Consider the following 23,760-nt stretch of genomic DNA (forward strand, 5'->3'; position numbering starts at 1 on the left):
TATAAGAGACAGGGTGCAACAGGAGCTCTCGGCAACGTCGCGTCGACGCCCGAGCTGCAGAAGGCCGTCGACGCTCTTCCTCCGGCGACCGAGGACCCCGCGACCGGCGGGCCTGCACTGCGCACCGCCGATCCGCACTTCCGACTCTCACGCCTGCTGAAGCCCGTGCGGTGGCTTCTGACGATCGTCGTCGTCCTGCTCGCGCTGGATTCGCTGTCGTCGATCGCGTTCCCGTCGATCGTGCGGTACGCCGTCGACTCCGGCGTCGCCCGGGGCGATTCCGGCGCACTGTGGGTGGCCACCGGAATAGGCGTCGTGCTGGCCGTCGTGGGGTGGTTCGTCATCTGCGCGACGACCGTCGTCACGGCCCGCGCGGGCGAACGCGTGCTGTTCGGTCTTCGCGTGCGTAGCTACGCGCACATCCAGCGTCTCGGCCTCGACTACTACGAACGCGAACTGTCCGGTCGCATCATGACGCGCATGACCACCGACGTCGACGCACTGTCCTCGTTCATCCAGACGGGCGCGTCGACCGCCGTGGTCAGTCTGATCACCGTCCTCGGCATCTCTGCCGCGTTGCTGATCACCGATCCGACTCTCGGGCTCGTCGCGCTCGCCGTGGTCCCGCCGCTGATCGTGGCCATCCTCGTCTTCCGCAAGGTCTCCTCGGCGGCGTATTCGGCATCCCGCGAGCGCATCTCGGCGGTCAACGCGGATTTCCAGGAGAACATCGCGGGTCTGCGCTCGGCGCAGGCGTACCGGCGCGAGGAGTTCGCCGCCGAACGATTCTCCGAACGTGCCGACCGCTATCGCCGCAGCCGCATGCGCTCCCAACGCGCGATCTCGGTGTTCTTCCCGTTCATCACGTTCCTCTCCGATCTCGCGCTGGCGCTCGTCGTCCTCGTCGGCGCGCATCAGGTCGCGACCGGGGAAACCTCGGCAGGCACGCTCGTCGCGTTCGTGCTGTACCTCGGGTTGCTGTTCGGGCCCATCCAGCAGCTTTCCCAGGTGTTCGACGGCTACCAGCAGGCCAGTGTCGGCGTCCGCCGCATCGGAGATCTTCTGCGCACTCCGAGTTCGATCGAGACCGCGTCGTCGGGTGACGTCGTCGAAATCGAGAACGGGCATCTCCGCAGTGACATTCGTCTCGACGACGTGGGCTTCCGATATGGCGGCGCGGACACCGAAGCGCTGCGTGAGGTCAATCTCACAATCGAGCACGGTACGACCGTCGCCCTCGTCGGCCAGACCGGCGCGGGCAAGTCGACGGTCGTCAAACTGCTCGCCCGGTTCTACGATCCGACGTCCGGATCGGTCCGCGTCGGAGGCACGGATCTTCGGCGCTATCGGCTCGCCGATTACCGAAGCAGGCTGGGCGTCGTGCCGCAAGAAGCGCACCTGTTCACCGGAGATGTCGCGAGCAACATCTCCTACGGAAAGCCCGACGCGAGCCGCGAGCAAATCGAGTCCGCGGCACGAGCGGTCGGCGCTCTCGACACCATCGCTGCACTTCCGAGCGGTATGCACCAGCCCGTCGGCGAGCGAGGGCAAGGTCTGTCGGCCGGGCAGAGGCAACTGATCGCCCTGGCCCGAGCGGAACTCGTCGACCCGGATCTGCTGCTCCTCGACGAAGCGACGGCCACCCTCGACCCGGCCACCGAACGCAAGGTCCTCGCCGCGAGCACTGCCGTCGCACGCAAGCGCACGGCGGTCGTCGTCGCACACCGACTGGCCACCGCGGCACGGGCGGATCTGATCGTCGTCGTCGACGCAGGCCGGATCGTAGAGGTCGGCACACACGCGGATCTGCGGGCCCGAGAGGGCCACTACGCGCGGCTGTGGGATGCGGCCGAAACACGCGGCGGGAATAATCCGATACACCAAGGAGTCGTCAGCAGAGAAGCCGACAGTTACTCGTGAGTACATACCACAGCTATGTCCCGGACGGCGGTAACTCATCGACGAGGTCTAGCCTGGACAAGTACGCGCGCTGATCGGGAACGAAGAGAAGAGAAGAGGCGAACTACTGCCGTGAGCAGCAGCTCTACTACCCAATTCGGACAAAACCAATGGCTGGTCGACGAGATGTACCAGCGATTCAAGGAAGACCCGTCTTCTGTCGACGCAAGTTGGCACGAATTCCTGACCGACTACGATCCGGACGCGCCCGCGGGTGACGACACCGCGTCGGCTCCGAACGGCAGTACAGCGCAGGGCAACGGCAAGACTCCCCCGGCCCCTCCCGCTCCCCCGGCGAAGGCTGCACCGAAAGCGGACGCTCCCAAGGCCGAAGCGCCGAAGACAGCGGCTCCCAAGGCAGAGGCACCCAAGGCGGAGCCGTCCAAGCCCGCTCCCACGGCGAAGCCCGCGACGTCCAAGGCTGCAGGCGCCAATCAGACCGCGGCCCCGGCGAAGCCCGCCGCCACCACGAACGAAGAGTCGAGCAAGGTTCTCCGCGGCGCCGCTGCTGCCGTCGCCAAGAACATGTCCGCGTCGCTGCAGATCCCGACCGCGACCAGCGTTCGTGCGATCCCGGCGAAGCTGATGGTCGACAACCGCCTCGTCATCAACAACCATCTCGCTCGCACGCGCGGCGGCAAGATCTCGTTCACGCACCTGCTCGGCTACGCCATCGTGCAGGCCGTGAAGGCGTTCCCCAACATGAACCGCCACTTCGCCGAGGTCGACGGCAAGCCCAACGCCGTCACCCCCGCGTCGACCAACCTCGGTCTCGCCATCGACCTTCCTGGCAAGGACGGCAACCGCTCGCTCGTCGTCGCCGCGATCAAGAACACGCAGGACCACACGTTCACGCAGTTCTACAACGCGTACGAGGACATCGTCCGTCGTGCACGCGACGGCAAGCTGACGGGTGAGGACTTCCAGGGCGTCACCATCTCGCTGACGAACCCCGGCGGCATCGGCACCGTCCACTCCGTCCCGCGCCTGATGAACGGCCAGGGCGCCATCATCGGTGCAGGTGCCATGGAGTACCCGGCCGAGTTCCAGGGCTCGTCCGACGAACGCCTCGCCGAACTGGGCGTCGGCAAGCTGATGACGCTGACGTCGACGTACGACCACCGGATCATCCAGGGTGCCGAGTCGGGCGACTTCCTGCGCACGATCCACAAGCTCCTGATCAGCGACGAGTTCTACGACGAGATCTTCCACTCGCTGAAGATCCCGTACGAGCCCATCCGCTGGCGCAAGGATCTGCCCGAGGGCACGGTCGACAAGAACACGCGCGTCCTCGAACTGATCGCGGCGTACCGCAACCGCGGCCATCTGATGGCCGACACCGACCCGTTGCAGTTCACCAAGGACAAGTTCCGGATGCACCCGGATCTCGACGTGATCAGCCACGACCTGACGCTGTGGGACCTCGACCGTGAATTCAAGGTCGGCGGATTCCACGGCAAGGACAAGATGAAGCTGCGCGACGTGCTCAGCGTGCTGCGCGACTCCTACTGCCGCCACGTGGGCGTCGAGTACACCCACATCCTCGAGACCGACCAGGTCGGTTGGCTGCAGGAACGCGTCGAGGCCACACACGTCAAACCGACTGTGGCGCAACAGAAGTACATCCTCAGCAAGCTCAACGCCGCCGAGGCGTTCGAGACCTTCCTTCAGACCAAGTACGTCGGCCAGAAGCGCTTCTCGCTCGAAGGTGCCGAGTCGGTCATCCCGATGATGGACGCCGTCATCGACCAGGCCGCCGAGCACGCCCTCGACGAGGTCGTCATCGGCATGCCGCACCGCGGCCGCCTGAACGTTCTGGCGAACATCGTCGGCAAGCCGTACTCGAAGATCTTCACCGAGTTCGAGGGCAACATGAACCCGGCGGCCGCTCACGGCTCCGGCGACGTGAAGTACCACCTCGGCGCCGAAGGCACCTACATCCAGATGTTCGGCGAGAACGACATCGCCGTCTCGCTGACCGCGAACCCGTCGCACCTCGAGGCCGTCGACCCGGTCCTCGAAGGCCTCGTTCGCGCGAAGCAGGATCTGCTGGACAAGGGACCGGGCGAAGGTGGCTTCTCGGTTCTGCCCCTGATGCTCCACGGCGACGCGGCATTCGCGGGCCAGGGCGTCGTGGCGGAAACGCTGAACCTCGCGCTGCTGCGCGGCTACCGCACCGGTGGCACCGTGCACATCGTCGTCAACAACCAGGTCGGCTTCACCACTGCTCCCGAGCACTCGCGCTCGTCCGAGTACTGCACCGACGTCGCGAAGATGATCGGCGCGCCGATCTTCCACGTGAACGGCGACGACCCCGAGGCGTGCGTCCGCGTCGCCCAGCTGGCCGTCGACTTCCGTGAGAAGTTCAACAAGGACGTCGTCATCGACATGATCTGCTACCGCAGGCGTGGCCACAACGAGGGCGACGACCCGTCGATGACGCAGCCGGCGATGTACGACCTGATCGACACCAAGCGCAGCGTTCGCAAGAGCTACACCGAAGCTCTCATCGGCCGCGGTGACATCTCCCTGAAGGAAGCGGAAGACGCACTCCGCGACTACCAGGGCCAGCTCGAACGCGTCTTCAACGAGGTGCGCGAACTCGAGAAGTTCACCCCCGAGCCCAGCGAGTCGGTCGAGCTCGATCAGCAGCTGCCGGCCAAGCTGACCACGGCCATCGACAAGTCGATCCTGCATCGCATCGGCGACGCCCACCTCGAGGTCCCCGAAGGCTTCAACGTGCACCCGCGCGTCAAGCCCGTCCTCGAGAAGCGTCGCGAGATGGCGTACGAAGGCAAGATCGACTGGGCCTTCGGCGAGCTGCTCGCTCTCGGATCGCTCGTCGACGAGGGCACGAACATCCGCTTCTCCGGCCAGGACACGCGTCGCGGCACGTTCACGCAGCGTCACTCGGTCATCATCGACCGCAAGACCGGCGCCGAGTACACCCCGCTGCACAACATCGGCAGCGAGAACCCCGGCAAGTTCATGGTCTACGACTCCGCACTCAGCGAGTTCGCGGCCGTCGGCTTCGAGTACGGCTACTCCGTGGGCAACCCGGACGCACTCGTCATGTGGGAGGCGCAGTTCGGCGATTTCGTCAACGGAGCCCAGTCGATCATCGACGAGTTCATCTCGTCCGGTGAGGCCAAGTGGGGACAGCTGTCCGACGTCGTGCTGCTGCTGCCGCACGGCCACGAAGGCCAGGGACCGGACCACACGTCCGGCCGTATCGAGCGCTTCCTGACGCTGTGCGCCGAGGGTTCGATGACCGTCGCCGTTCCGTCGACGCCTGCGAACTACTTCCACCTGCTGCGTCGTCACGCACGCGATGGAATCCGTCGTCCGCTCGTCGTCTTCACTCCGAAGTCGATGCTGCGCAACAAGGCCGCGGTGTCCAACATCGAGGACTTCACCGACGGCAAGTTCCACTCGGTATTCGACGAGCCGACCTACGACACCGGCACCGGCGATCGCAGCAAGGTCAAGCGCGTCCTCATGGTCAGCGGCAAGCTCTACTACGAGCTGCTGGCGCGTAAGCAGAAGGACGGTCGCGACGACGTCGCCATCGTGCGTATCGAGCAGCTCTACCCGGTTCCGACGCGTCGGATCACCGAGGCGATCAAGAGCTACCCGAACGCCACCGAGTTCCGCTGGGTCCAGGAGGAGCCGGCCAACCAGGGTGCGTGGCCGTTCTTCGGCCTCGCGATGCCGGAACTCATGCCCGACGTGCTCAGCAACATCAAGCGCATCTCGCGTCGCGCCATGTCGGCCCCGTCCTCGGGTTCGAGCAAGGTCCACGCCGTGGAGCAGCTGGAGATCATCGACGAGGCCTTCTCGGGCGTCGGCGAGGACTGACAGTCACTTCTCGGAGCGAATGGCGCCTTCGGTCACTCACAGTGACCGAAGGCGCCATTCGGCGTTTCTAAGAACCTGCGCCCAGCAGCGTCGCGATCATCGTCGGCGCCAGGGCGACGGCAGGGAGCGCCCCTACTTCGAGGTCGATCAGCTCGTCGCGCGTGATCTTCGGGTCCTGCAGCCACGAAATGGTGGCTTCTTCGACGAACGCGATCCAGCCGCGGACGGCGAGTTCGGTGGTCGGGTTCGCGTCGACGTCGAGTTTGTGGAGATTCGCGACGGTCCGCTCGGCCATGGCACTGCGGGTCTCCTCGAACACCGCACGCATGTCGGGGTCGCCCGTCGCCGATCCCCGCAGCAGGGAAATGAACGTCTCCCGGTTCTCGGTGACGTAATCGACGTAGTTCGCGATGGAGTCACGCAGGATCTCGTACGGTTCGAGGCTCGTGTCCGGCGCGGTGCGTTCGAGCATTTCCCGGCTCGCTTCACGCACGATGGCCAGGTGGAAGTCCTGTTTCGACGAGAAGTAGTGGAACAGCAGCCCTCGGGATACGCCCGCCTGGTCGGCGATGTCTTCCACCGACACCTGTTCGAGAGGACGCTCGGACAGCATCTCGGTGCCCAGAGAGATCAACTGCGCACGACGCTCCTCGGGACTCATGCGCGTCCGCTTCACCACTGCGTTGTTCACACTCGCCATGAGACCAGCCTACTGAATGGTAGTCAATAACTATTGACTCACACTCAACAAGCTCTTACGCTCACTTGCATGAGTCTTTCGGTAACAGATACTTCCGAGCGCGTGACGGCGCCGCGCCAAGTCGACACCGTGATCATCGGCAGTGGATTCGCCGGGCTGGGTGCCGCGATCAAGCTGGCACAGAAGGGCAAGAGGAACTTCCTCGTCCTCGAGCGCGGTACCGACGTCGGTGGCACCTGGCGCGACAACACGTACCCGGGTGCGGCGTGCGACGTGCCGTCGCACCTGTACTCGTACTCGTTCGCGCTCAACCCGGACTGGTCTCGGTCGTTCTCGACCCAGCCGGAGATTCAGAAGTACATCTCGGCCGTCGCGCGTAGGTACGACGTTCTCGATCGGCACGTGTTCGGTTCCGACGTCAAGACCGTCGTCTGGAACGACGACACGAACCGGTGGGACATCACGGCCACCACGGGCGAATACTCGGCCAAGGTCGTCGTCACCGCTGTCGGCGCACTGTGCGAGCCGAACCTGCCCGACATCAAGGGCATCGAGAACTTCCAGGGCGACATCTTCCACTCGGCACAGTGGAACCACGACGTGTCGCTCGAAGGCAAGCGCGTCGCCGTCATCGGAACCGGAGCGTCGGCCATCCAGATCGTGCCGTCCATCGCCGACAAGGTGTCGCACCTCGACATCTACCAGCGCACTGCACCGTGGATCCTCCCGCGATTCGACCGCGAGTACACCGCACTCGAGAAGTTCGCGTTCAAGCGCATCCCCGGATTCCAGCGCCTGTCGCGCACCGGCATCTACGCCGCCCGCGAGACGCAGGTCGTCGGCCTCGCGAAGCAGCCGGCACTGATGAAGATCTTCGAGGTCATCGCGAAGCAGCAGATCAACAAGGGCATCAAGGACAAGGCCCTGCGCAAGAAGGTCACACCGAACTTCCGCATCGGCTGCAAGCGCATGCTGATCTCCAACGCGTACTACCCCGCCCTCGACCGCCCGAACGTCGACGTCGTCACCGACGGCATCGCGGAGGTCAAGGCGGGCTCGATCGTCACGAAGGACGGAACCGAGCGCGAGATCGACTCGCTCGTCGTCGCCACCGGTTTCCACGTCACCGACTCGCCGGCGTACCAGGGCATCTTCGGCAAGGGTGGCAAGACGCTGGCCCAGACGTTCGAGGAAGAGGGACAGCAGGGCTACAAAGGCTCCGCGGTCGCGGGCTTCCCCAACATGTTCTTCCTCGTCGGACCCAACACTGGTCTCGGCCACACGTCGATGGTCTACATGATCGAGTCGCAGCTCAACTACGTCATCGATGCCATCGACACGATCGACAAGCACGACATCGGCACCATCGAGGTGCGCAAGGACGTGCAGGACGAGTACAACGCCGACCTACAGGACAGGATGGCGAAGAGCGTCTGGATGAACGGCGGCTGCGCCAGCTGGTACCTCGACAAGCACGGCAACAACACGACGCTGTGGCCGGACTTCACGTTCCGCTTCCGTCAGCTGACCAAGAGGTTCGACCTGGCGGCGTACCGTAGCGTCGCAGTATCGGATCTTCCCACCCCGGTCGGTGATGTCGTCGCCGACTCCGAGAGCAAGGTAGCCGTACAGTGAGCGCTTTCGCAGGCAAGGTCGCCGTCGTCACGGGAGCCGGGTCCGGCATCGGACGTGCACTCGCACTGAATCTGGCCCAGCGTGGGGCCAAGCTCGCATTGTCCGACGTCGACGTCGCCGGGCTCGCCGAGACGGTCCGCCAGGTCGAGGCACTCGGCGGCGAGGTCGAATCGCAGTTCCTCGACGTGACGCAGCGCGAGACCGTACTCGACTACGCCGAGACCGTGAAAGCGCGTTTCGGCAAGGTCAACCAGATCTACAACAACGCCGGAATCGCCTACCACGGTGATGTCGAGAATTCGTCGTTCAAGGACATCGAGCGCATCGTCGACGTCGACTTCTGGGGAGTCGTCAACGGCACGAAGGCATTTCTGCCGCTCCTGCAGGAGTCGGGCGACGGGCACGTCGTCAACATCTCCAGCCTGTTCGGGCTCCTCGCGATGCCGTCGCAGGCCGCCTACAACGCCGCGAAGTTCGCGGTACGTGGCTTCAGCGAGGCGTTGCGAATGGAACTGCTGATCTCCAAGGCACCGGTGAAGATGACCGTCGTCCATCCCGGCGGCATCAAGACTGCCATCGCGCGCAACGCCACCGTCGCGGAGAACTACGACCAGGCGTCCGTCGCGAAGTTCTTCGACGCCAAGCTGGCGAAGACCACACCCGACCAAGCGGCCAAGACCATTCTGAAGGGCGTCGAGAAGGGCAAGGGCCGCGTTCTCATCGGTTCGGACGCCATCGCGTTGGACCTGTTCCAACGGATCACCGGGTCGAAGTATCAGCGGGTGGTCGCCGTCATCTCCAACCGCGTCATGCCCAGAAAGAAGTAGGACGATGAAGTCCTTCTACCTGCCCCTCCCGGTGGTCGCCGCGGCGCTGAAACCGTTCTACCGGTTGGCGCTCGACGCCCGGTTGCCGGTCTCGGTGCAGCGCCGGATCCTCGATCTGGCCGCGCCGCTGCAGACCATGCCCGACGGCGCCGTCAGCCTGAAGACGACGCTCGCGGGCCGTCCCGCCGAGCGGATCACCGTCGGAGCAACCGAGCGAAACACGGCCGTGCTGTACTTGCACGGTGGTGCGTACACGATCGGATCGATCGCGACGCACCGCTCGCTCGCGGCACACCTCGCGCGTGAATCAGCCAGTGCCGTCTACGTTCTCGACTACCGTCTGGCGCCCGAGAACCCGTACCCCGCCGGCCTGAACGACGCGGTCGCAGCGTTCCGCGAACTCGTCAAGGCACACGGGTACACACCGGACAGGATCGCCATCGCCGGTGATTCCGCGGGTGGCGGGCTGACCGTCGCAACGGCGCGGCATCTCGTCGACGACGGCGTGAAACCCGCTGCGCTCGGCCTCATCTCACCGTGGGTCGACCCCGGTGCACGCGACGCGCCGTTTCCCCGGGACATCGTCGTCAACACCGCGTGGTCCTTCGCGGCCGCGGAGGCCTACCTGGGCGACGGGGATCCCCTCGATCAGGGATTCGCGCCGCTGCACGGAGACCTGTCCGGCCTCCCGCCCATCGTCATGCACGTCGGCAAAGCCGAGGTGCTCTACTCGCAGATCGTGGATTTCCACGACCGGCTCCTGACGTCGGGCAACGAGGTCGAGTACGTCGAATACGAGAAGCTGTGGCACGTCGCGCATCTGCAGACCTCGATTCTGCGCGAAGCCGCCGAAGCAACCCGCCACCTCGGCGCGTTCCTCGGGGCGCGCCTGCGGTCGTCAGAGGTTGTGCTCCCCGAGCCAACGAGCAGCGACATCGCCTGACGACGCACCACCGCGGACCTCGCCGATCATGTCGGCGAGGTCTGCTGTCGTCAGCTCCCCTGCCACGACTGAAAACGACCGAATCTCGCTGTCGCTCAACACTCCGTCACGAAAAAGCGGTACGACATTTCGAGCCGCGAACACCTCGTCCGTATCCGTCAGCGCCGTAAGGTCTTTCGCGCCGGGGCCTGCCGACGCCGTCCGAATGATCCCGACCTGGGCCGAACCGTCGACCAGCGCGTCCACGACGCTCTCGTCGTCGGTCACCGTGTCGACGGACCCGAACGTGCAGCCGTAGCGCTGGGCCAGAACGTCCACCGCGGACGCGTCGGCCTCGGTGACGACGAGCGTCGAAGCGCCGCAGCGGGATGCGATGTCCGCCGCCGCGGTCGCGTCGGCGAAGGGGCCGGACGTCGTGACCGCGACGGCCTGCCTGTCCTCGGCCGTCGCGTAGTCCGTTACCGAAAGTCCCGCGGGCAAGGCCTTGTTCAGGTCGACGAACACGTCGTCGGCGCCGGTCGCGGTCGACGTGGAGTCGAACGAGACCAACAACTCGCCGGTGAGCTCGGGTACGACGTCGACATCGCCCTTGTCGAGCGCGGCGAGATAGTCCGAGCGATCGCCGATTCGGGTCTCCGTACGGACGTCTGCTCCCACCGAGCGCAACGCTCCGGCGTAGATCTCGGCCACGAGTTCGTCGCGGACGTCGTCAACCGACCCGACGACGATCGGCGACTGTTGTTCCGTCCCTCCGCACGCCACCGCGAGACAGGACAACAGAACGGACAGCGACACGGCGACGGGCGCTCGCAGGCCACGCACTTTCACGAACAACACTCCACTCCTACTGCACTGTGTCGGTGGTCGGGTTTACGGTTCTCGCACGCAGGGAAAAAAGGGGCGAACGAGATGATCACCGGGGCAACCTCAAGGCTAAGCTAGCCCCGATCACCATCGGTGAGCGTCGAGGCACCCACCCGGGCCGGTTCACACGCTGGAACAGATGGAAGGAACCCATGAACATCACCCGTACCACGCGCGCCTTGGCTGCGCTCACATTGTCGGCCCTGGCGTTGACCGCGTGCGGCGGCAATTCCGATCCACTGTCCAGCGGCGGCGGTGCAAGCAATGACGACCCGAATTCCATCATCGTCGGTTCGGCCAACTTCACCGAGTCGGAGACCATCGCCAACATCTACGCCGAGGTGCTGCGCGTCAACGGATTCGACGTGAGCACCACCCTCAACATCGGAAGCCGCGAGGCGTACATCCCGGCGGTCAAGGACGGGTCGATCGATCTGATCCCCGACTACACCGGCAACCTGCTGCAGTACCTCGACCCCGAAGCGACTGCAACCTCCGCCGAGGACGTCGAAGCCGCGCTTCCCGACGCACTCGGCTCCGAGCTGGCCATCACCGAGCCTGCACCCGCGGAGGACAAGGACGCCATCGTCGTCACCCGCGAGACGGCCGAGCGGTGGAATCTGAAGACCATCGCCGACCTGGCACCTCACTCGGCCGAGATCAGCATCGGCGCACCGCCCGAATTCCAGGAACGCGCGTACGGGCTGCCCGGCTTGAAGACCAACTACGGCGTCGACATCGACCCGAGCAAGTTCGTCCCGATCGCCGACGGCGGTGGCCCGGCAACCGTGGCCGCTCTCGCCGAAGGTCAGGTCACGGCTGCGGACATCTTCTCGACGTCGGCGTCCATCGCGGAGAACGACTTCGTCGTGCTCGAGGATCCCAAGTTCAACTTCGCAGCGCAGAACGTGGTGCCGGTGGTCAACGCCGGCAAGAATTCCGACAAGCTCACCGAGGTTCTGAACGCGATCTCGGCCAAGCTGACCACCGAGGGATTGCTGGCGCTCAACCAGTCCGTGTCCGGTGACACGAAGACAGAACCCGCCGCGGCAGCGAAGCAGTGGGTAGAGGAACAGGGACTGAGCACGCCCGTCAGCTGAGACCACCTCTGCCGACACACTTTCCGACCGATCGGAGCGCTCCACCCGTGATCACGTTCGAGAACGTCACCAAGCAGTATCCCGACGTAAGGGGTCGTTCCGCAGGCTCCACTCCCGGCGTCAGGGGTCGTTCCGCAGGCTCCACTCCCGGCGGCACCACTGCGGTGGACACGTTGAATCTGCAGATCGAACCGGAGTCGTTCACGGTCTTCGTCGGGCCGTCCGGCTGCGGCAAGACCACGTCGATGCGCATGATCAACCGAATGATCACACCGACGTCGGGCGTGATCACGGTGGACGGAAAGAACATCGCCGACACCGATGCCGTGGCACTGCGCCGCGGCATCGGCTACGTCATCCAGAGCGCCGGACTGCTCCCCCACCGAACCGTCGTCGACAATGTGGCGACGGTTCCGGTGCTGCGCGGCGAATCCCGTCGATCCGCGCGCAAAGCCGCGTTGACCGTGTTGGAGCGGGTCGGTCTCGATCCGGCGATGGCCTCGCGATACCCGGCCCAGTTGTCGGGCGGACAGCAGCAACGCGTAGGCGTCGCACGAGCACTCGCAGCCGATCCGCCGATTCTGTTGATGGACGAGCCGTTCAGCGCCGTCGACCCCGTCGTGCGCGAAGATCTGCAGACCGAGATGCTGCGCCTGCAGGCCGAATTGAAGAAGACCATCGTCTTCGTGACACACGACATCGACGAGGCAGTGCGGCTCGGCGATCGGATCGCCGTGTTCGGCACCGGCGGCCGTTTGCAGCAGTACGACCGGCCCGAGGTCGTACTTGCTTCTCCTGCAACGGATTTCGTGGCGTCGTTCGTCGGACGCGATCGGGGGTACCGCGGCCTGTCGTTCCGGACCGCAGACACCGTTCCACTGCACGACATCGAAACATCCACCGCGGACAACCTGAAAAATCTTCGGCTCGAACAGGGTCAGTGGGTCCTCGTGGTCACCGACGCGAACACGCCCCTCGGGTGGATCGACGTCACCGGCGTCGAGGGCATCCGCGCGGGCGACACCGTCGAGCGGAGCACCGCTGCCGGCGGGTCGCTGTTCACCGTCGGCGGAGATCTCCGACTGGCGCTCGACGCGGCCATCTCGTCACCGTCGGGCATCGGTGTCGCCGTCGACGACCAGGGTCGTGTCGCAGGTGGCATCGACGGTTCCGAGGTGCTGGAACACCTTGCAGCGCAACGTAGAGCCGAGGACCAGGACCGCAACAAGCACTACTTCGGCGACGCCCCGCTCGTCGGGGACGGGCTTCGCTGATGCGGTGGCTCGTCGACAACTTCGACGTCGTCCTCGATCTGACCAAGACCCACCTGTATCTTTCACTCGTTCCACTGCTGATCGGACTGGTCGTCGCGGTGCCGGTCGGAACGTTGATACGCAACGTGTCGTGGGTTCGTCGAATCACGTTGACCGCGGCCAGCATTGCGTTCACCATCCCGTCGTTGGCATTGTTCGTCACCATTCCGGCGATCATCGGGACGCGGGTACTCGATTCCGTCAACGTCGTCATCGCGCTCGCGGTGTACTCGACGGCCCTGCTCGTCCGCGCAGTACCGGAGGCGCTGGATTCCGTACCGGCTGCCGTCGTCGACTCCGCCGATGCAATGGGCTACACCCCGCTGCGTCGAGCGCTCGGCGTCGAACTGCCCCTGGCGCTTCCCGTCCTCGTCGCGAACGTGCGCGTCGTCGCGGTCACCAACATCTCGATGGTGTCCGTCGGATCGGTCATCGGTATCGGCGGTCTCGGCCAGTTGTTCACGCAGGGCTATCAACGTGACTATCCGGACCAGATTCTCGCCGGCATCATCTCGATCGTGTTCCTCGCGTTGGTCTTCGACGCGGCGCTGTACTTCGTGGGCCGTCGACTCACGCCGTGGACGCGCCTCGGGACGGCACCTGCGAAGCGGAAGGCCGCCAAGTGAACATCTTCTCCGGAGCGTTCTCGTACATATTCGACGCCACGAACTGGCAGGGCAGCACCGGAATCGGCGCGCGCATTCTCGAACACGTCTGGTACAGCCTGCTGGCCGTCGTCGTCTCGGCAGCGATCGCCGTTCCGATCGGACTGATCATCGGCCACGTCCGTCGTGGTGAGGTTGCCGTCGTCGGACTCGTCAATGCGCTGCGTTCGCTGCCGACGCTGGGTGTACTCGTCTTCCTCGTGTTGCTGATCGGTCTGGGGCTCGTGCCTCCGATCCTCGCACTCGTCCTGCTCGGCATTCCTCCGTTGCTCGCCGGAACGTACGCCGGTATCGCGAATGTCGACGACAACGTGGTCGACGCCGCCCGAGCAATGGGTATGACCGAGCTGCAGGTGCTGTTCCGGGTCGAGGTGCCCAATGCGCTGCCGCTGATCCTCGGAGGCCTGCGCAACTCGACGCTGCAGGTGATCGCAACCGCAACCGTCGCCGCATACGTGAACCTCGGCGGGCTCGGCCGCTACATCTTCGACGGTCTCGCGCTCTACCAGTACGACCGCGTCCTCGTCGGCGCCATCCTCGTCGCGGTGCTCGCTCTGGTGATCGACGGCCTGCTTGCCCTCGCCGTGTACGCCTCGGTCCCGGGGACGGGCCGTTTGCGCCGGCCGACCCAGCCCGGACCGAGGGCGCCCCGTGCTCACTCTGAGTGACCGAATGTGACATTCGGTCCCGAGCGGGGGGCGGGCCCGAGCAGGAGCGGCCCCGGATACGAAAGCACCCCGAGCCGTAGCCCTGTTGGGGGCGGCTCGGGGTGCTTCCCCCTACTGTCCTACGCGACGCCTTCTGCTCGCGCTGCTGCCGCAACTGCGTCCGCAACGGCCGGGGCGACACGCGGGTCGAGTGGGCTCGGGACAATTTTGTCCGTCGCCAACTCGTCGCCGAGAACCGAGAGGATTGCCTCGGCAGCGGCGAGCTTCATGCCTTCGGTGATGCGGCGTGCTCCGGCGTCGAGTGCGCCCTTGAACACGCCGGGGAAGGCGAGCACATTGTTGATCTGGTTCGGGAAGTCACTGCGTCCGGTCGCGACGATCGACGCGTACTGCGCCGCGCGGTCCGGGTGGATTTCCGGGTCCGGGTTGGACAGAGCGAAGACGATCGACTCGGGTGCCATGGACGCGATGAAGCTTTCGTCGATCTGGCCGGCCGAGACACCGAGGAACACGTCCGCTCCGGCGAGCGCATCAGCCGCGGTTCCGGTGACGCCGCGGGGGTTGGTGCGGGCTGCGAGCTCGGTCTTGACGATGTTCAGGTCGGTGCGATCGGAGGAGACGACGCCCTTCGAGTCGAGCACGACGACGTCGGACACGCCCGCGGCGAGAAGAATGTTCGCGCAGGCGACTCCTGCTGCACCTGCGCCCGAGATGACGACCTTCAGTCCTGCAGTGTCACGACCCTGCACCTTCGCTGCACCGTTGAGGGCAGCGAGGACGACGATGGCGGTGCCGTGCTGATCGTCGTGCATGACCGGGCAGTCCAAGGCTTCGACGACGCGTCGCTCGATCTCGAAGCAGCGCGGGGCGGAGATGTCCTCGAGGTTGACCGCGCCGAAGCTGTGGCGCAGACGCACGATGGTCTCGACGATCTCGTCGACGTCGTTGGTGTCGAGGACGATCGGGATGGAATTGAGTCCGGCGAAGTTCTTGAACAGCGCTGCCTTGCCTTCCATGACGGGAAGGGATGCGCGCGGGCCGATGTCGCCGAGGCCGAGGACGGCGGACCCGTCGGTGACGACGGCGACGAGACGGTCGGTCCAGGTGTACTGCTTGGCCAGCGCATCGTCCTGCGCGATGGCGCGGGACACCTGGGCGACACCGGGCGTGTAGGCGATGGACAGGTCGCGCTGCGTCTCGAGGGGTGCAGTCAGCTCGACGGAGAGCTTCCCACCGACGTGTCCGAGGAAGATTTCCTCCTCGGTGATGGCAGACAGATCAGCGGCGTTGTTGGTCGGTTGCGTCACAGTCGTCACGTTAATAGCTCCTCAGGAAAATTCATCTCTCTCGGCTACGCGCGACGCGTCGGAGAGATGATTCGAAAGAAGATGTCTCGGTGCGCGCCCTGGGTGGCTGCGTCTACCGAAAAACCAGGATGACGTGAGGCGGGTGAGCCGTCACGAACGAACGTGGCGCTGTAGCGCGCATGATCCCGGACAGCCTACGTCAGCCCCACCACTGAGTCCACAACAGCACCCCCGCGAGGGCGAACACCAGCAGCGATGCGATCACCGAGACAGCTCGTGCCCGATGGTCGGCGATGCGCTGGAGCACGATCGCAACGATCGCAGCCCCGATGTGCGATGCCACCGACACCGTGCCGGGTCCAGGAAATCCGCGTTGACTTCCCAGATACTGCGTGCCGACGACCACGACGGCCAACACGACGAGTCCCGCCGTGACTGCTCCACTCAGACCCCGAAGCAACCGTCATCCTCCTGTGGTGGTCGTGACTCGCGCGTCGGACTGCGCGACGAGCCGTTCGTACTGATCCACGGCCGTGGTGTGCTCACCGAGCCGCAGCGGCTTGTTGTCGCCGTGGTAGTCCGAGGACCCGGTGACGACGAGATCGAGTTCCTCGGCCAGCTCACGCAGGACACGCGTGTCGTTCTCGTCGTGATCGGCGTGTTCGACTTCGAGTCCGCCGAGTCCGAGAGGGACGAGGTCACGAATGTGCGCGAGGTCGAGCAGCCGTCCGCGAGTACGCGCTCGTGCATGCGCGACGACGCTGACGCCTCCTGCCGCGCGAATCATCTCGACGGCCGTGTCGAGCGGCGTGTCGATCTTCGCGACGTAGTACGGGCTGTCGGTCTTCAGCGGGCCGTCGAACGCCTCCTGCACGGACGCGACGGCACCCGCGTCGACGAGTGCGCGTGCGAGGTGCGGCCTTCCCGCCGACTCCCCCGTCGCCGCGAGAATCGCGTCGGGCTCGATCATCGGATAGTCGACGGCGAGACGCTCGGCCATGACGCGGATGCGGGCGACGCGTTCGGCGCGCAGCCTGCGTCGTTCGGCGGCGAACACCGGGTCCTCGGCGTCGAAAAGATACGCGAGCAGGTGCACCGCGACGGGATCGCCGTCCTCGCCGCGTCCCTCGCACGACATCTCCATCCCGCGCACGACGGTCAGGCCGTTTGGAGCAGCGGCGACGGCCTCGTCCCACCCCGCGGTGGTGTCGTGATCGGTCAGTGCGACGACGTCGAGACCCGCCTCGGCGGCGGCCCGCACCAATGCGGCGGGACTGTCGGTGCCATCGGACACGCGAGAATGGGTATGGAGGTCGATACGCACGAGTGCCAGTGTCTCAGGCGCCCGAGCCGTACATCTGTCAGGCGTACAGTTGCGCGTCGCGCGCCCCGGACCCGCGCCCGCTCGACACGAAAGAGAGCAGCCCATGCCATCGCTACCACCACGGCCGTCGCTACCGTCGCTGCATTCTCTTCGGCCGGCCTCCCGCGGGCAGGCGAGCGGGCCGAAGGTGCCTGTTCCGACGGCTCGCGCGATCGTCGACTGCGCCGTCTACGTCGACGGTCATCGGCTGCCGGGCAGGTTCACGCATTCGGCCGCGATTGCCGAGGTCCGGGGGCGCGGCGAGGGCTTCGTCTGGATCGGCCTGCACGCTCCCGACGAGGGCCAGATGACCGGCGTCGCCGAGCATTACGGCTTGCACGAACTCATGGTCGAAGATGCCGTGCAGGCCCATCAGCGCCCCAAGTTGGAGCGGTACGACGACATCGCCGTCCTGGTCCTGCGCACGGTCAGCTACGTCGAGCACGAGTCGGTGACGACGGCCAACGAGATCGTCGAGACCGGAGAGATCATGGTCTTCCTCGGGCGCGATTTCGTGCTGACGGTTCGGCACGGCGAACACTCGGGATTGTCCGGGGTCCGACGCGACCTCGAAGAGAACCCGGAGCGTCTGGCTCTCGGGCCGTCGGCGGTGCTGCACGCCGTCGCCGATCATGTCGTCGACCAGTATCTCGCGGTGACGTCGTCGATCGAACGCGACGTCGACGTCATGGAGGAGGAGGTCTTCTCCCCCGCTCACCATGTGCCGATCGAGAACATCTACATGCTCAAACGAGAAGTCGTCGAACTACGACGCTCGGTCAGCCCGTTGTCGACGCCGCTGAGCCAGCTCGTCCAGAGCGCCGACACGCCGGTCCCGAAAGCCGTGCGACGGTACCTGCGCGACGTGCTGGACCACCACACGACCGTCGCCGATCGGGTCGCGGAATTCGACGAGGTGCTCAGTTCCCTCGTCGACGCGGCGCTGGCTCGCGTGACGATGCAGCAGAACATGGACATGCGCAAGATCTCCGCGTGGGTCGCGATCGCCGCGGTACCGACGATGGTCGCGGGCATCTACGGCATGAACTTCGACAACATTCCCGAACTGCACTGGACGTACGGCTACTACCTCGTCCTGGGGGTGGTCGCGCTGTTCTGCGGAGGTCTGTTCAGGACCTTCCGCCGCAATCACTGGCTCTGACGCACGAACTACAGCGTCACGGCCGATCGGTTCGGGTCCCGGACGTCGACGCCTGCTTCGGCCCAGGCCTCGCGCAAGGCGTCGGCTCCGCGTAGACGCACCCACGCAGCTTCGGTTCCGGTGAGCGGTACGACCGACAGGAAGCGCACCGGATCCGCCGGTTCGGGCAGGGCGAGGTCGGCGACGTCGCTCGCACCGAGCAGGACCGCGGTGAACGGCGCGTTCACCCACAGGGGTTCACCGAGGTCGAGAAGTGCATCCTCGACGAGCACGAGCCCCTCGACCGCAGGCGACGCGGCCAACACCGCGAGCGTCTTGTGGACTCCCGACGCGACTCCCGCGCCCCCGACGAGCGTCAGGATCAGCTCGGCCCGTGGGCCGCGGTTGGGGTCCGCGACGAGCTCGTTCGGATCGGCCATCGGGTGCCGGGAGCAGCCGAGCGTCGCGTAACGAACCAGGTCGTCGCTGGTGCCGGCGAAACGCAACACGTCGAGGGGTTCGAGCCCGAGGAACGTCACCGACGCCGACGAGGGACTCTCGTCCCCGATCTCGGCGATGAGGTGTGCGCGTACGGACGGGATCACATCGCTCACGAAGTACATCCAACACCACAGGCGACCGGTAGCGTCGTGCGCGTGGTCTCTGTCCTCGCCGTCGCCGACGAAACGATCGAGAGTCTGTGGAGTGCCCAGGTTCGTTCGATGGACGTCGACCTCATCCTCGGAGCCGGGGATCTCCCGTTCGACTACCTCGAATACCTGACCGACGCGCTGAACGCCCCGTGCGTGTTCGTCCCGGGCAACCACGACCCGGATCTGACGGGTTATTCGGCAGGACGCGCAGGCTGGATGCGCGCCGGATTGCCGACGACGTGGCCCGGCCCGGTCGGGGCCGTCAACGCCGACCGCAAGATCGTTTCCGCGGCCGGTCTGCGCATCGCCGGCCTCGGCGGATCCATCCGCTACAACGGCGGGCCGAACCAGTGGACGCAACGCCAGCAACGGCGTCGAGGAAAATCGCTGACGCGTACGAAGACGTGGGCCCAGAAGGTCCGCGGTGATCAGCGCGGCGTCGACGTTCTGCTGACCCACAGTCCCCCGTTCAGTGTGGGCGACGGCACCGACCCGGCGCACGTCGGCTTCGACTGCCTGCACGACGTCACCCGCATCCTTCGGCCACAGATACTGCTGCACGGCCACATCCATCCGCACGGACAGACGCCCCAGGACCTTCGCCTGCACAGCTCCGACGTCGTCAACACCGTCGGATACACGTTGCTCGACATCGAGCCCGACGGGGAACGCAGAGAACACGCACCCACGATCGTGAGGCGACGCCATGGCACGTGACACCGGATTTCCTGCAGCCGACGCCGAGAACGATTTCACCCGGCAACGCCGTCGCGCCGACATCGCACGACTGGTCGGATGGCTGCGCCGTCAGCCCGACGACGTCAACACGATCCTGCCGTTCGACGAGGTCGTCGCTGCCCTCGGCAAGGTCGGCGAGCGGCACCTCGGCCTACAGGTGATTCGCGTCGACTCGATCGTCGGCAGCGTCGATCGGACGCGTGACTTCGACCGGTTCTTCCGTCCGACGTCCGCGCGCACCAGGGAACGCTGGCAGCGGCTCGCGGCGGCTCAGCGTCGGGGCGAAACGATGCCGCCGATCCAGGTGTATCGCATCGGTTCGATGCATTTCGTGCTCGACGGCCATCACCGCGTGTCGATCGCGTTCGCGATGCACCGGACGACGATCGACGCGTCCGTCACCGAGATCGTGACGCGAATCTCACCCGAGGGAATCACCCGTCGCGGCGACCTCCTCATCAAGGATCACCGACGGATCTTCCTGTCGCGCGTGCCTTTGACGGGCAAGGCGCGCGAGGCGGTCACCGTCACCGATCCGTACGACTACGCCGAGCTCAGCGAATCCGTCGAAGCGTGGGGGTTTCGGCTGATGCAGGAGGTGTCGGAGTTCGTCGACCGCGCCACCGTGGCCAGACGCTGGTTCGGCGAGGAATTTCTCCCCGTCGTGCGCATGGTCCGCGCGGCCGACATCCTCGAGGGCCGCACGGACGCCGAGGCCTATCTGTGGATGATCCGCGAGCGGTATCGCCTCGTGCGCGAGCACGTCTGGAACGACGAGATCGTCTCCGAACTGCGCGAGCGTGCGCAGCACACGCGAGGACGGTAGGTACTTGTCGGCTTTCGTCGCGGCGTCGAACCTGATAGGTAATAGATGCATATATCAAGCAATTGCATTTCTTTCTTTCGGTTCACGTAACGAGGTAGCTTTCATGTCCCGCCCCGGCCGGTTGCTCGTGCCTTCGCTCTGTTTCGTCGTGATGACTCTCGCTGTCCTACAGACCATGGTCATCCCCATCGTCGGAACCATCGGTAGCCAACTCCAGGTGAGCACGACGGCCGCCGGCTGGGTTCTGACGGCCAATCTGCTTGCTGCCGTCGTCGCAACGCCCGTCATCGGTCGGCTCGCCGACCTGTACGGCAAGCGGCCCGTTCTGATCGCCGTCATGGGACTCGTCCTGCTCGGCTCGCTGATCGCCGCGCTCACGCACTCGCTACCGCTGCTCATTCTCGGGCGTGTTCTGCAGGGCGTCTCGTATGCGCTGTTCCCCATCGCGCTGGCGGTGCTGCGCGACGAGATGCCACCCCGCAAGCTCGTCGGCGCGATGGCGATCCTGTCGGGCACGTTGGGCGTGGGCGGCGGATTCGGCCTCGTTCTGACCGGCCTGCTCACCGCCGCCGGCGCCGACTACCACCGCGTGTTCTGGCTGACGGTCGGCTTCGTCGCCGTCGCGATCACGCTCGCGTGGTTCGGCATCCCCGCTCGCCGACGCACCGGCTCGGGTTCCGTCGACTGGTGGGGTGCCGCGCTGCTCGCCGTCGCTCTCGTGCTGCTGTTCCTCGCGCTGACGCAGGGACGTACATGGGGTTGGGGTTCGTTGCCGACGCTGGGAAGCGCGATCGTCGGCGCCGTCGTCCTCGCCGGGTGGTGGGTGTTCGAGAACCGGATCACCGCTCCTCTCGTCGCACCTCGGATGCTGACGCACGGGCCGTTGCTCGCGACCAACGTCGCGACGCTGTTCGTCGGAATCGGCATGTTCGTGAATTTCCTGGCATGCAGCTACTTCGTGCAGACGCCGCGCGCAGTCGCGGGCTACGGGTTCACCGCCGATGTGCTCGCCGCCAGCGTCGTCTATCTGTTGCCGGGGGCGGTGGTCGGCGTCGTGGCAGCCACCGCGAGCGGGGCCCTGATTCGACGCTTCGGTCCGCGCCCGATTCTGATCTCCGGCGGCGTCGTCGGTTTCGTCGGCTTCGTGTTCTTCGTGTTCTTCCACGCCGCGACGTGGCAGGTGATCCTCGCGTCGTCGGTCATCAACGTGTTCGTCTCGCTTGCGTTCGCCGCGATCCCGAATCTCCTGATGGCCGAGGTGGCACCCGCGGACACCGGAATCGCCAACAGCGTCAACTCGATCGTCCGCACCGTCGGAACGTCCATCGCGAGTGCGGTGCTGACGACGATGCTCGCGACGTACACCCTTGCGGGCACATCGGTGCCGCGGGAGGCCGTCTACACCGCGGCCTTCGCCGTCGGCGCAGTGGCGTGCACGATAGTCACGTTGTCCGCCTTGGCGATTCGCGTACCCACGAAAACGATCGCCGAGCGCAGCACGGTCGTCTCGCCGCGCCGCACCGAGCCCACCAGACTCACAGGAAACTGTGTGGATCAGCGGGTATCGACCCAGGGGAAACAGCCCGAAACCGCTGGTCCGAGCACCCTGGCAAAGGACTGCTGACCCTCTGGGAGAACAGGATTTCCCCTGTCGGAGGACGCGCTGCGCGACCTACGTTGGTTCGCATGAACACACGAAAGATACTGACCCGCACCGCAGTCACGAGCGCACTCGTCGCCGTCCCACTCGTGGCCGTTGCCGGCACCGCGTCCGCGGATCCGATCGGCAACAACCACGACGACCGTGGCCAGAACCAGCCAGTCCCGCAGTTCCAGCTTCCGCAGTTCCAGTTGCCGCAGCTGCAGCTCCCCGACCTGGCACCGCAACCCGATCCGGCCCCGCTGCCCGCGCCGACCGCTGTCCCGCAGTTCGGGCCGAATTTCTGGCAGGGAATCGGTACCGGTTCGGCCGGCTGACCGACCCGTGCGTGGGAATGTACAGCCCGCTGTACATTCCCACGCACGTGCGCCTACAGCGTCAGATTCGCACCCGACGCGTGATCGAACACCGACACCTTCGCCGGGTCGAACCACAGCTCGGCCTGACGCCCCACTTCGGCTTTCGATTCGGCAGCCAGACGCGCGACGACCTGTGCACCACCGAGATCCGAGATACCGGCGTCGGCTGCGAGCTCGGCCAGTTCCGCGGACTCGACCTTGTTGCCCTTCAACGTGAAGTAGGCGTACTTGTCGCTACCCATCGATTCGAGGACGTCGACGTCGACGGTGATCACCGTGCCGCTCATCTTCTGATACGAATCGATCAGCGAGGCGTCCTCGAAGTGTTCGGGCCTGATGCCGACCACCACTTCCTGACCGGGGTTCTTCGACTTGATCGTCTGCATGCGCTCGGACGGTAGTTCGAATTCCCCGAGGTCGGTCTTCACGCCGTGCGCCGTCAGCTGTCCCGGAACGAAGTTCATCGACGGCGATCCGATGAAGCCGCCCACGAACAGGTTTCGCGGCTTGTCGTACAGCTCCTGCGGCGAACCGATCTGCTGCACGATACCGCCGCGCAGCACGACGACGCGGTCACCGAGCGTCATGGCCTCGGTCTGATCGTGGGTGACGTAGACGGTCGTCGTGCCGAGTCGCTTCTGCAGCCGCGAGATCTCGGCCCGCGTCTGCACACGCAGTTTCGCGTCGAGGTTCGACAGCGGCTCGTCCATCAGGAACGCTTTGGGCGTGCGAACGATGGCGCGTCCCATGGCAACTCGCTGACGCTGGCCGCCCGAGAGGTTCGACGGCTTGCGGTCGAGGTGCTGACTCAGGTCGAGAATCTTCGCGGCCTCTTCGACTTTCGTATTGATCTCGTTCTTGCTCATCTTCGCGAGCGTCAACGGAAACGCGATGTTCTGACGCACCGTCATGTGCGGGTAGAGCGCGTACGACTGGAACACCATCGCGATGTCGCGATCCTTCGGTGCACGCTCGTTGACGCGTTCGCCCGCGATCCGCAGCTCACCGGACGAGATGTCCTCCAGACCGGCGATCATGTTGAGCGTCGTGGACTTTCCGCAGCCCGACGGCCCGACGAGAATGATGAACTCGCCGTCGGCGATGGTGATGTCGACGTCGCTGACGGCGGCGGCACCGTCCGGGTACAGCTTGGTGACTTTGTCGAGAACGATTTCGGCCAT

The 23,760-nt window shown here is 65.5% G+C and carries 21 protein-coding genes; 14 read left to right on the forward strand and 7 right to left on the reverse strand.

The features are described 5' to 3' along the window. On the forward strand, positions 1 to 1,920 hold a 1,920-nt coding region (locus tag RhoFasB10_RS01260; protein WP_167674759.1), incomplete at its 5' end, for an ABC transporter ATP-binding protein. Positions 1,921 to 2,031: 111 nt separating this feature from the next. Then, positions 2,032 to 5,817 (forward strand): multifunctional oxoglutarate decarboxylase/oxoglutarate dehydrogenase thiamine pyrophosphate-binding subunit/dihydrolipoyllysine-residue succinyltransferase subunit, encoded by a 3,786-nt coding sequence (locus RhoFasB10_RS01265; protein ID WP_084423849.1) that lies wholly within the window; start codon positions 2,032 to 2,034, stop codon positions 5,815 to 5,817. 67 nt (positions 5,818 to 5,884) lie between these two features. Here the strand turns inward: RhoFasB10_RS01265 and RhoFasB10_RS01270 are convergent, their stop codons facing one another. Then, positions 5,885 to 6,517, reverse strand: a complete 633-nt coding sequence (locus tag RhoFasB10_RS01270) for a TetR/AcrR family transcriptional regulator (RefSeq protein ID WP_068428126.1) — start codon at positions 6,515 to 6,517, stop codon at positions 5,885 to 5,887. Between the two features lie 69 nt (positions 6,518 to 6,586). Here RhoFasB10_RS01270 and RhoFasB10_RS01275 point away from each other — a divergent pair, with 69 nt between their 5' ends. Genes RhoFasB10_RS01275 through RhoFasB10_RS01285 form a run of 3 tightly spaced genes read left to right on the forward strand, consistent with a single transcriptional unit; the run spans position 6,587 to position 9,922 of the window. Then, a complete protein-coding gene (locus RhoFasB10_RS01275) occupies positions 6,587 to 8,152 on the forward strand; it encodes an NAD(P)/FAD-dependent oxidoreductase (protein WP_068428123.1) in 1,566 nt (521 codons plus the stop codon). Beyond that, a complete protein-coding gene (locus tag RhoFasB10_RS01280) occupies positions 8,149 to 8,979 on the forward strand; it encodes an SDR family NAD(P)-dependent oxidoreductase (protein ID WP_068428119.1) in 831 nt (276 codons plus the stop codon). The genes RhoFasB10_RS01275 and RhoFasB10_RS01280 overlap by 4 nt, the downstream gene beginning before the upstream one ends. Before the next feature lie 4 nt (positions 8,980 to 8,983). Then, a complete protein-coding gene (locus tag RhoFasB10_RS01285) occupies positions 8,984 to 9,922 on the forward strand; it encodes an alpha/beta hydrolase (protein WP_068428116.1) in 939 nt (312 codons plus the stop codon). Here RhoFasB10_RS01285 and RhoFasB10_RS01290 read toward each other — a convergent pair. Further along, a complete protein-coding gene (locus RhoFasB10_RS01290; protein ID WP_346764329.1) occupies positions 9,878 to 10,759 on the reverse strand; it encodes a glycine betaine ABC transporter substrate-binding protein in 882 nt (293 codons plus the stop codon). The genes RhoFasB10_RS01285 and RhoFasB10_RS01290 overlap by 45 nt on opposite strands. A 179-nt stretch (positions 10,760 to 10,938) precedes the next feature. Here RhoFasB10_RS01290 and RhoFasB10_RS01295 point away from each other — a divergent pair, with 179 nt between their 5' ends. The 4 genes from RhoFasB10_RS01295 (at position 10,939) to RhoFasB10_RS01310 (ending at position 14,532) form a co-directional block, all read left to right on the forward strand. After that, positions 10,939 to 11,886, forward strand: coding sequence for an ABC transporter substrate-binding protein (locus tag RhoFasB10_RS01295; RefSeq protein WP_068428113.1), 948 nt, complete (start codon positions 10,939 to 10,941; stop codon positions 11,884 to 11,886). 164 nt (positions 11,887 to 12,050) lie between these two features. After that, entirely contained in the window at positions 12,051 to 13,160 is a 1,110-nt protein-coding gene (locus tag RhoFasB10_RS01300) for an ATP-binding cassette domain-containing protein (RefSeq protein ID WP_254303574.1), read from the forward strand. Then, positions 13,160 to 13,825 carry an ABC transporter permease gene (locus tag RhoFasB10_RS01305; protein WP_167674761.1) on the forward strand — a complete coding sequence of 222 codons (666 nt, stop codon included), beginning with the start codon at positions 13,160 to 13,162 and terminating at the stop codon, positions 13,823 to 13,825. Before RhoFasB10_RS01300 ends, RhoFasB10_RS01305 begins: the two co-directional genes overlap by 1 nt. Beyond that, positions 13,822 to 14,532, forward strand: coding sequence for an ABC transporter permease (locus RhoFasB10_RS01310; RefSeq protein WP_167674763.1), 711 nt, complete (start codon positions 13,822 to 13,824; stop codon positions 14,530 to 14,532). The genes RhoFasB10_RS01305 and RhoFasB10_RS01310 overlap by 4 nt, the downstream gene beginning before the upstream one ends. Positions 14,533 to 14,651: 119 nt before the next feature. Here the strand turns inward: RhoFasB10_RS01310 and RhoFasB10_RS01315 are convergent, their stop codons facing one another. From RhoFasB10_RS01315 to RhoFasB10_RS01325, 3 genes are all read right to left on the reverse strand, one after another. Then, positions 14,652 to 15,839, reverse strand: a complete 1,188-nt coding sequence (locus tag RhoFasB10_RS01315; protein WP_157105378.1) for an NADP-dependent malic enzyme — start codon at positions 15,837 to 15,839, stop codon at positions 14,652 to 14,654. 199 nt (positions 15,840 to 16,038) lie between these two features. Then, complete coding sequence (locus RhoFasB10_RS01320) at positions 16,039 to 16,299, reverse strand: hypothetical protein (protein ID WP_240930820.1); 261 nt, start codon at positions 16,297 to 16,299, stop codon at positions 16,039 to 16,041. Positions 16,300 to 16,302: 3 nt separating this feature from the next. Beyond that, positions 16,303 to 17,163, reverse strand: a complete 861-nt coding sequence (locus RhoFasB10_RS01325; RefSeq protein ID WP_167674765.1) for a PHP domain-containing protein — start codon at positions 17,161 to 17,163, stop codon at positions 16,303 to 16,305. Positions 17,164 to 17,266: 103 nt separating this feature from the next. Between RhoFasB10_RS01325 and RhoFasB10_RS01330 the strand changes: the two genes are divergently transcribed. Beyond that, a complete protein-coding gene (locus RhoFasB10_RS01330) occupies positions 17,267 to 18,364 on the forward strand; it encodes a magnesium and cobalt transport protein CorA (protein ID WP_068428097.1) in 1,098 nt (365 codons plus the stop codon). A gap of 8 nt (positions 18,365 to 18,372) precedes the next feature. On the opposite strand, the gene RhoFasB10_RS01335 is transcribed toward RhoFasB10_RS01330, so the two are convergent. Continuing rightward, the gene (locus tag RhoFasB10_RS01335) at positions 18,373 to 18,966 is read right to left on the reverse strand and encodes a suppressor of fused domain protein (protein ID WP_084423848.1); all 594 of its coding nucleotides are present in this window, start codon (positions 18,964 to 18,966) and stop codon (positions 18,373 to 18,375) included. Positions 18,967 to 18,999: 33 nt separating this feature from the next. Here RhoFasB10_RS01335 and RhoFasB10_RS01340 point away from each other — a divergent pair, with 33 nt between their 5' ends. The 4 genes from RhoFasB10_RS01340 (at position 19,000) to RhoFasB10_RS01355 (ending at position 22,537) form a co-directional block, all read left to right on the forward strand. Next, complete coding sequence (locus RhoFasB10_RS01340; protein WP_068429039.1) at positions 19,000 to 19,713, forward strand: metallophosphoesterase; 714 nt, start codon at positions 19,000 to 19,002, stop codon at positions 19,711 to 19,713. Beyond that, positions 19,703 to 20,560, forward strand: a complete 858-nt coding sequence (locus RhoFasB10_RS01345; RefSeq protein ID WP_068428094.1) for a chromosome partitioning protein ParB — start codon at positions 19,703 to 19,705, stop codon at positions 20,558 to 20,560. The genes RhoFasB10_RS01340 and RhoFasB10_RS01345 overlap by 11 nt, the downstream gene beginning before the upstream one ends. Before the next feature lie 103 nt (positions 20,561 to 20,663). Continuing rightward, positions 20,664 to 22,184 carry an MFS transporter gene (locus tag RhoFasB10_RS01350; RefSeq protein ID WP_068428091.1) on the forward strand — a complete coding sequence of 507 codons (1,521 nt, stop codon included), beginning with the start codon at positions 20,664 to 20,666 and terminating at the stop codon, positions 22,182 to 22,184. 62 nt (positions 22,185 to 22,246) lie between these two features. After that, positions 22,247 to 22,537, forward strand: a complete 291-nt coding sequence (locus RhoFasB10_RS01355) for a hypothetical protein (RefSeq protein ID WP_068428089.1) — start codon at positions 22,247 to 22,249, stop codon at positions 22,535 to 22,537. 53 nt (positions 22,538 to 22,590) lie between these two features. Here the strand turns inward: RhoFasB10_RS01355 and ugpC are convergent, their stop codons facing one another. Continuing rightward, positions 22,591 to 23,760, reverse strand: coding sequence for a sn-glycerol-3-phosphate ABC transporter ATP-binding protein UgpC (gene ugpC, locus RhoFasB10_RS01360; RefSeq protein WP_068428087.1), 1,170 nt, complete (start codon positions 23,758 to 23,760; stop codon positions 22,591 to 22,593).

Origin of the sequence: Rhodococcus sp. B10 (assembly GCF_011770055.1) — a bacterium.
Taxonomy (GTDB): Bacteria; Actinomycetota; Actinomycetes; order Mycobacteriales; family Mycobacteriaceae; genus Rhodococcoides; species Rhodococcoides kyotonensis_B.

Bases quoted from the DNA above. Each gene is read 5' to 3' on its own strand.
- ugpC (WP_068428087.1), bottom strand. From the start codon at position 23,760: ATGGCCGAAATCGTTCTCGACAAAGTCACCAAGCTGTACCCGGACGGT.
- RhoFasB10_RS01275 (WP_068428123.1), top strand. From the start codon at position 6,587: ATGAGTCTTTCGGTAACAGATACTTCCGAGCGCGTGACGGCGCCGCGC.
- RhoFasB10_RS01295 (WP_068428113.1), top strand. From the start codon at position 10,939: ATGAACATCACCCGTACCACGCGCGCCTTGGCTGCGCTCACATTGTCG.
- RhoFasB10_RS01305 (WP_167674761.1), top strand. From the start codon at position 13,160: ATGCGGTGGCTCGTCGACAACTTCGACGTCGTCCTCGATCTGACCAAG.
- RhoFasB10_RS01270 (WP_068428126.1), bottom strand. From the start codon at position 6,517: ATGGCGAGTGTGAACAACGCAGTGGTGAAGCGGACGCGCATGAGTCCC.
- RhoFasB10_RS01285 (WP_068428116.1), top strand. From the start codon at position 8,984: ATGAAGTCCTTCTACCTGCCCCTCCCGGTGGTCGCCGCGGCGCTGAAA.
- RhoFasB10_RS01330 (WP_068428097.1), top strand. From the start codon at position 17,267: ATGCCATCGCTACCACCACGGCCGTCGCTACCGTCGCTGCATTCTCTT.
- RhoFasB10_RS01355 (WP_068428089.1), top strand. From the start codon at position 22,247: ATGAACACACGAAAGATACTGACCCGCACCGCAGTCACGAGCGCACTC.
- RhoFasB10_RS01335 (WP_084423848.1), bottom strand. From the start codon at position 18,966: ATGTACTTCGTGAGCGATGTGATCCCGTCCGTACGCGCACACCTCATC.
- RhoFasB10_RS01350 (WP_068428091.1), top strand. From the start codon at position 20,664: ATGTCCCGCCCCGGCCGGTTGCTCGTGCCTTCGCTCTGTTTCGTCGTG.
- RhoFasB10_RS01345 (WP_068428094.1), top strand. From the start codon at position 19,703: ATGGCACGTGACACCGGATTTCCTGCAGCCGACGCCGAGAACGATTTC.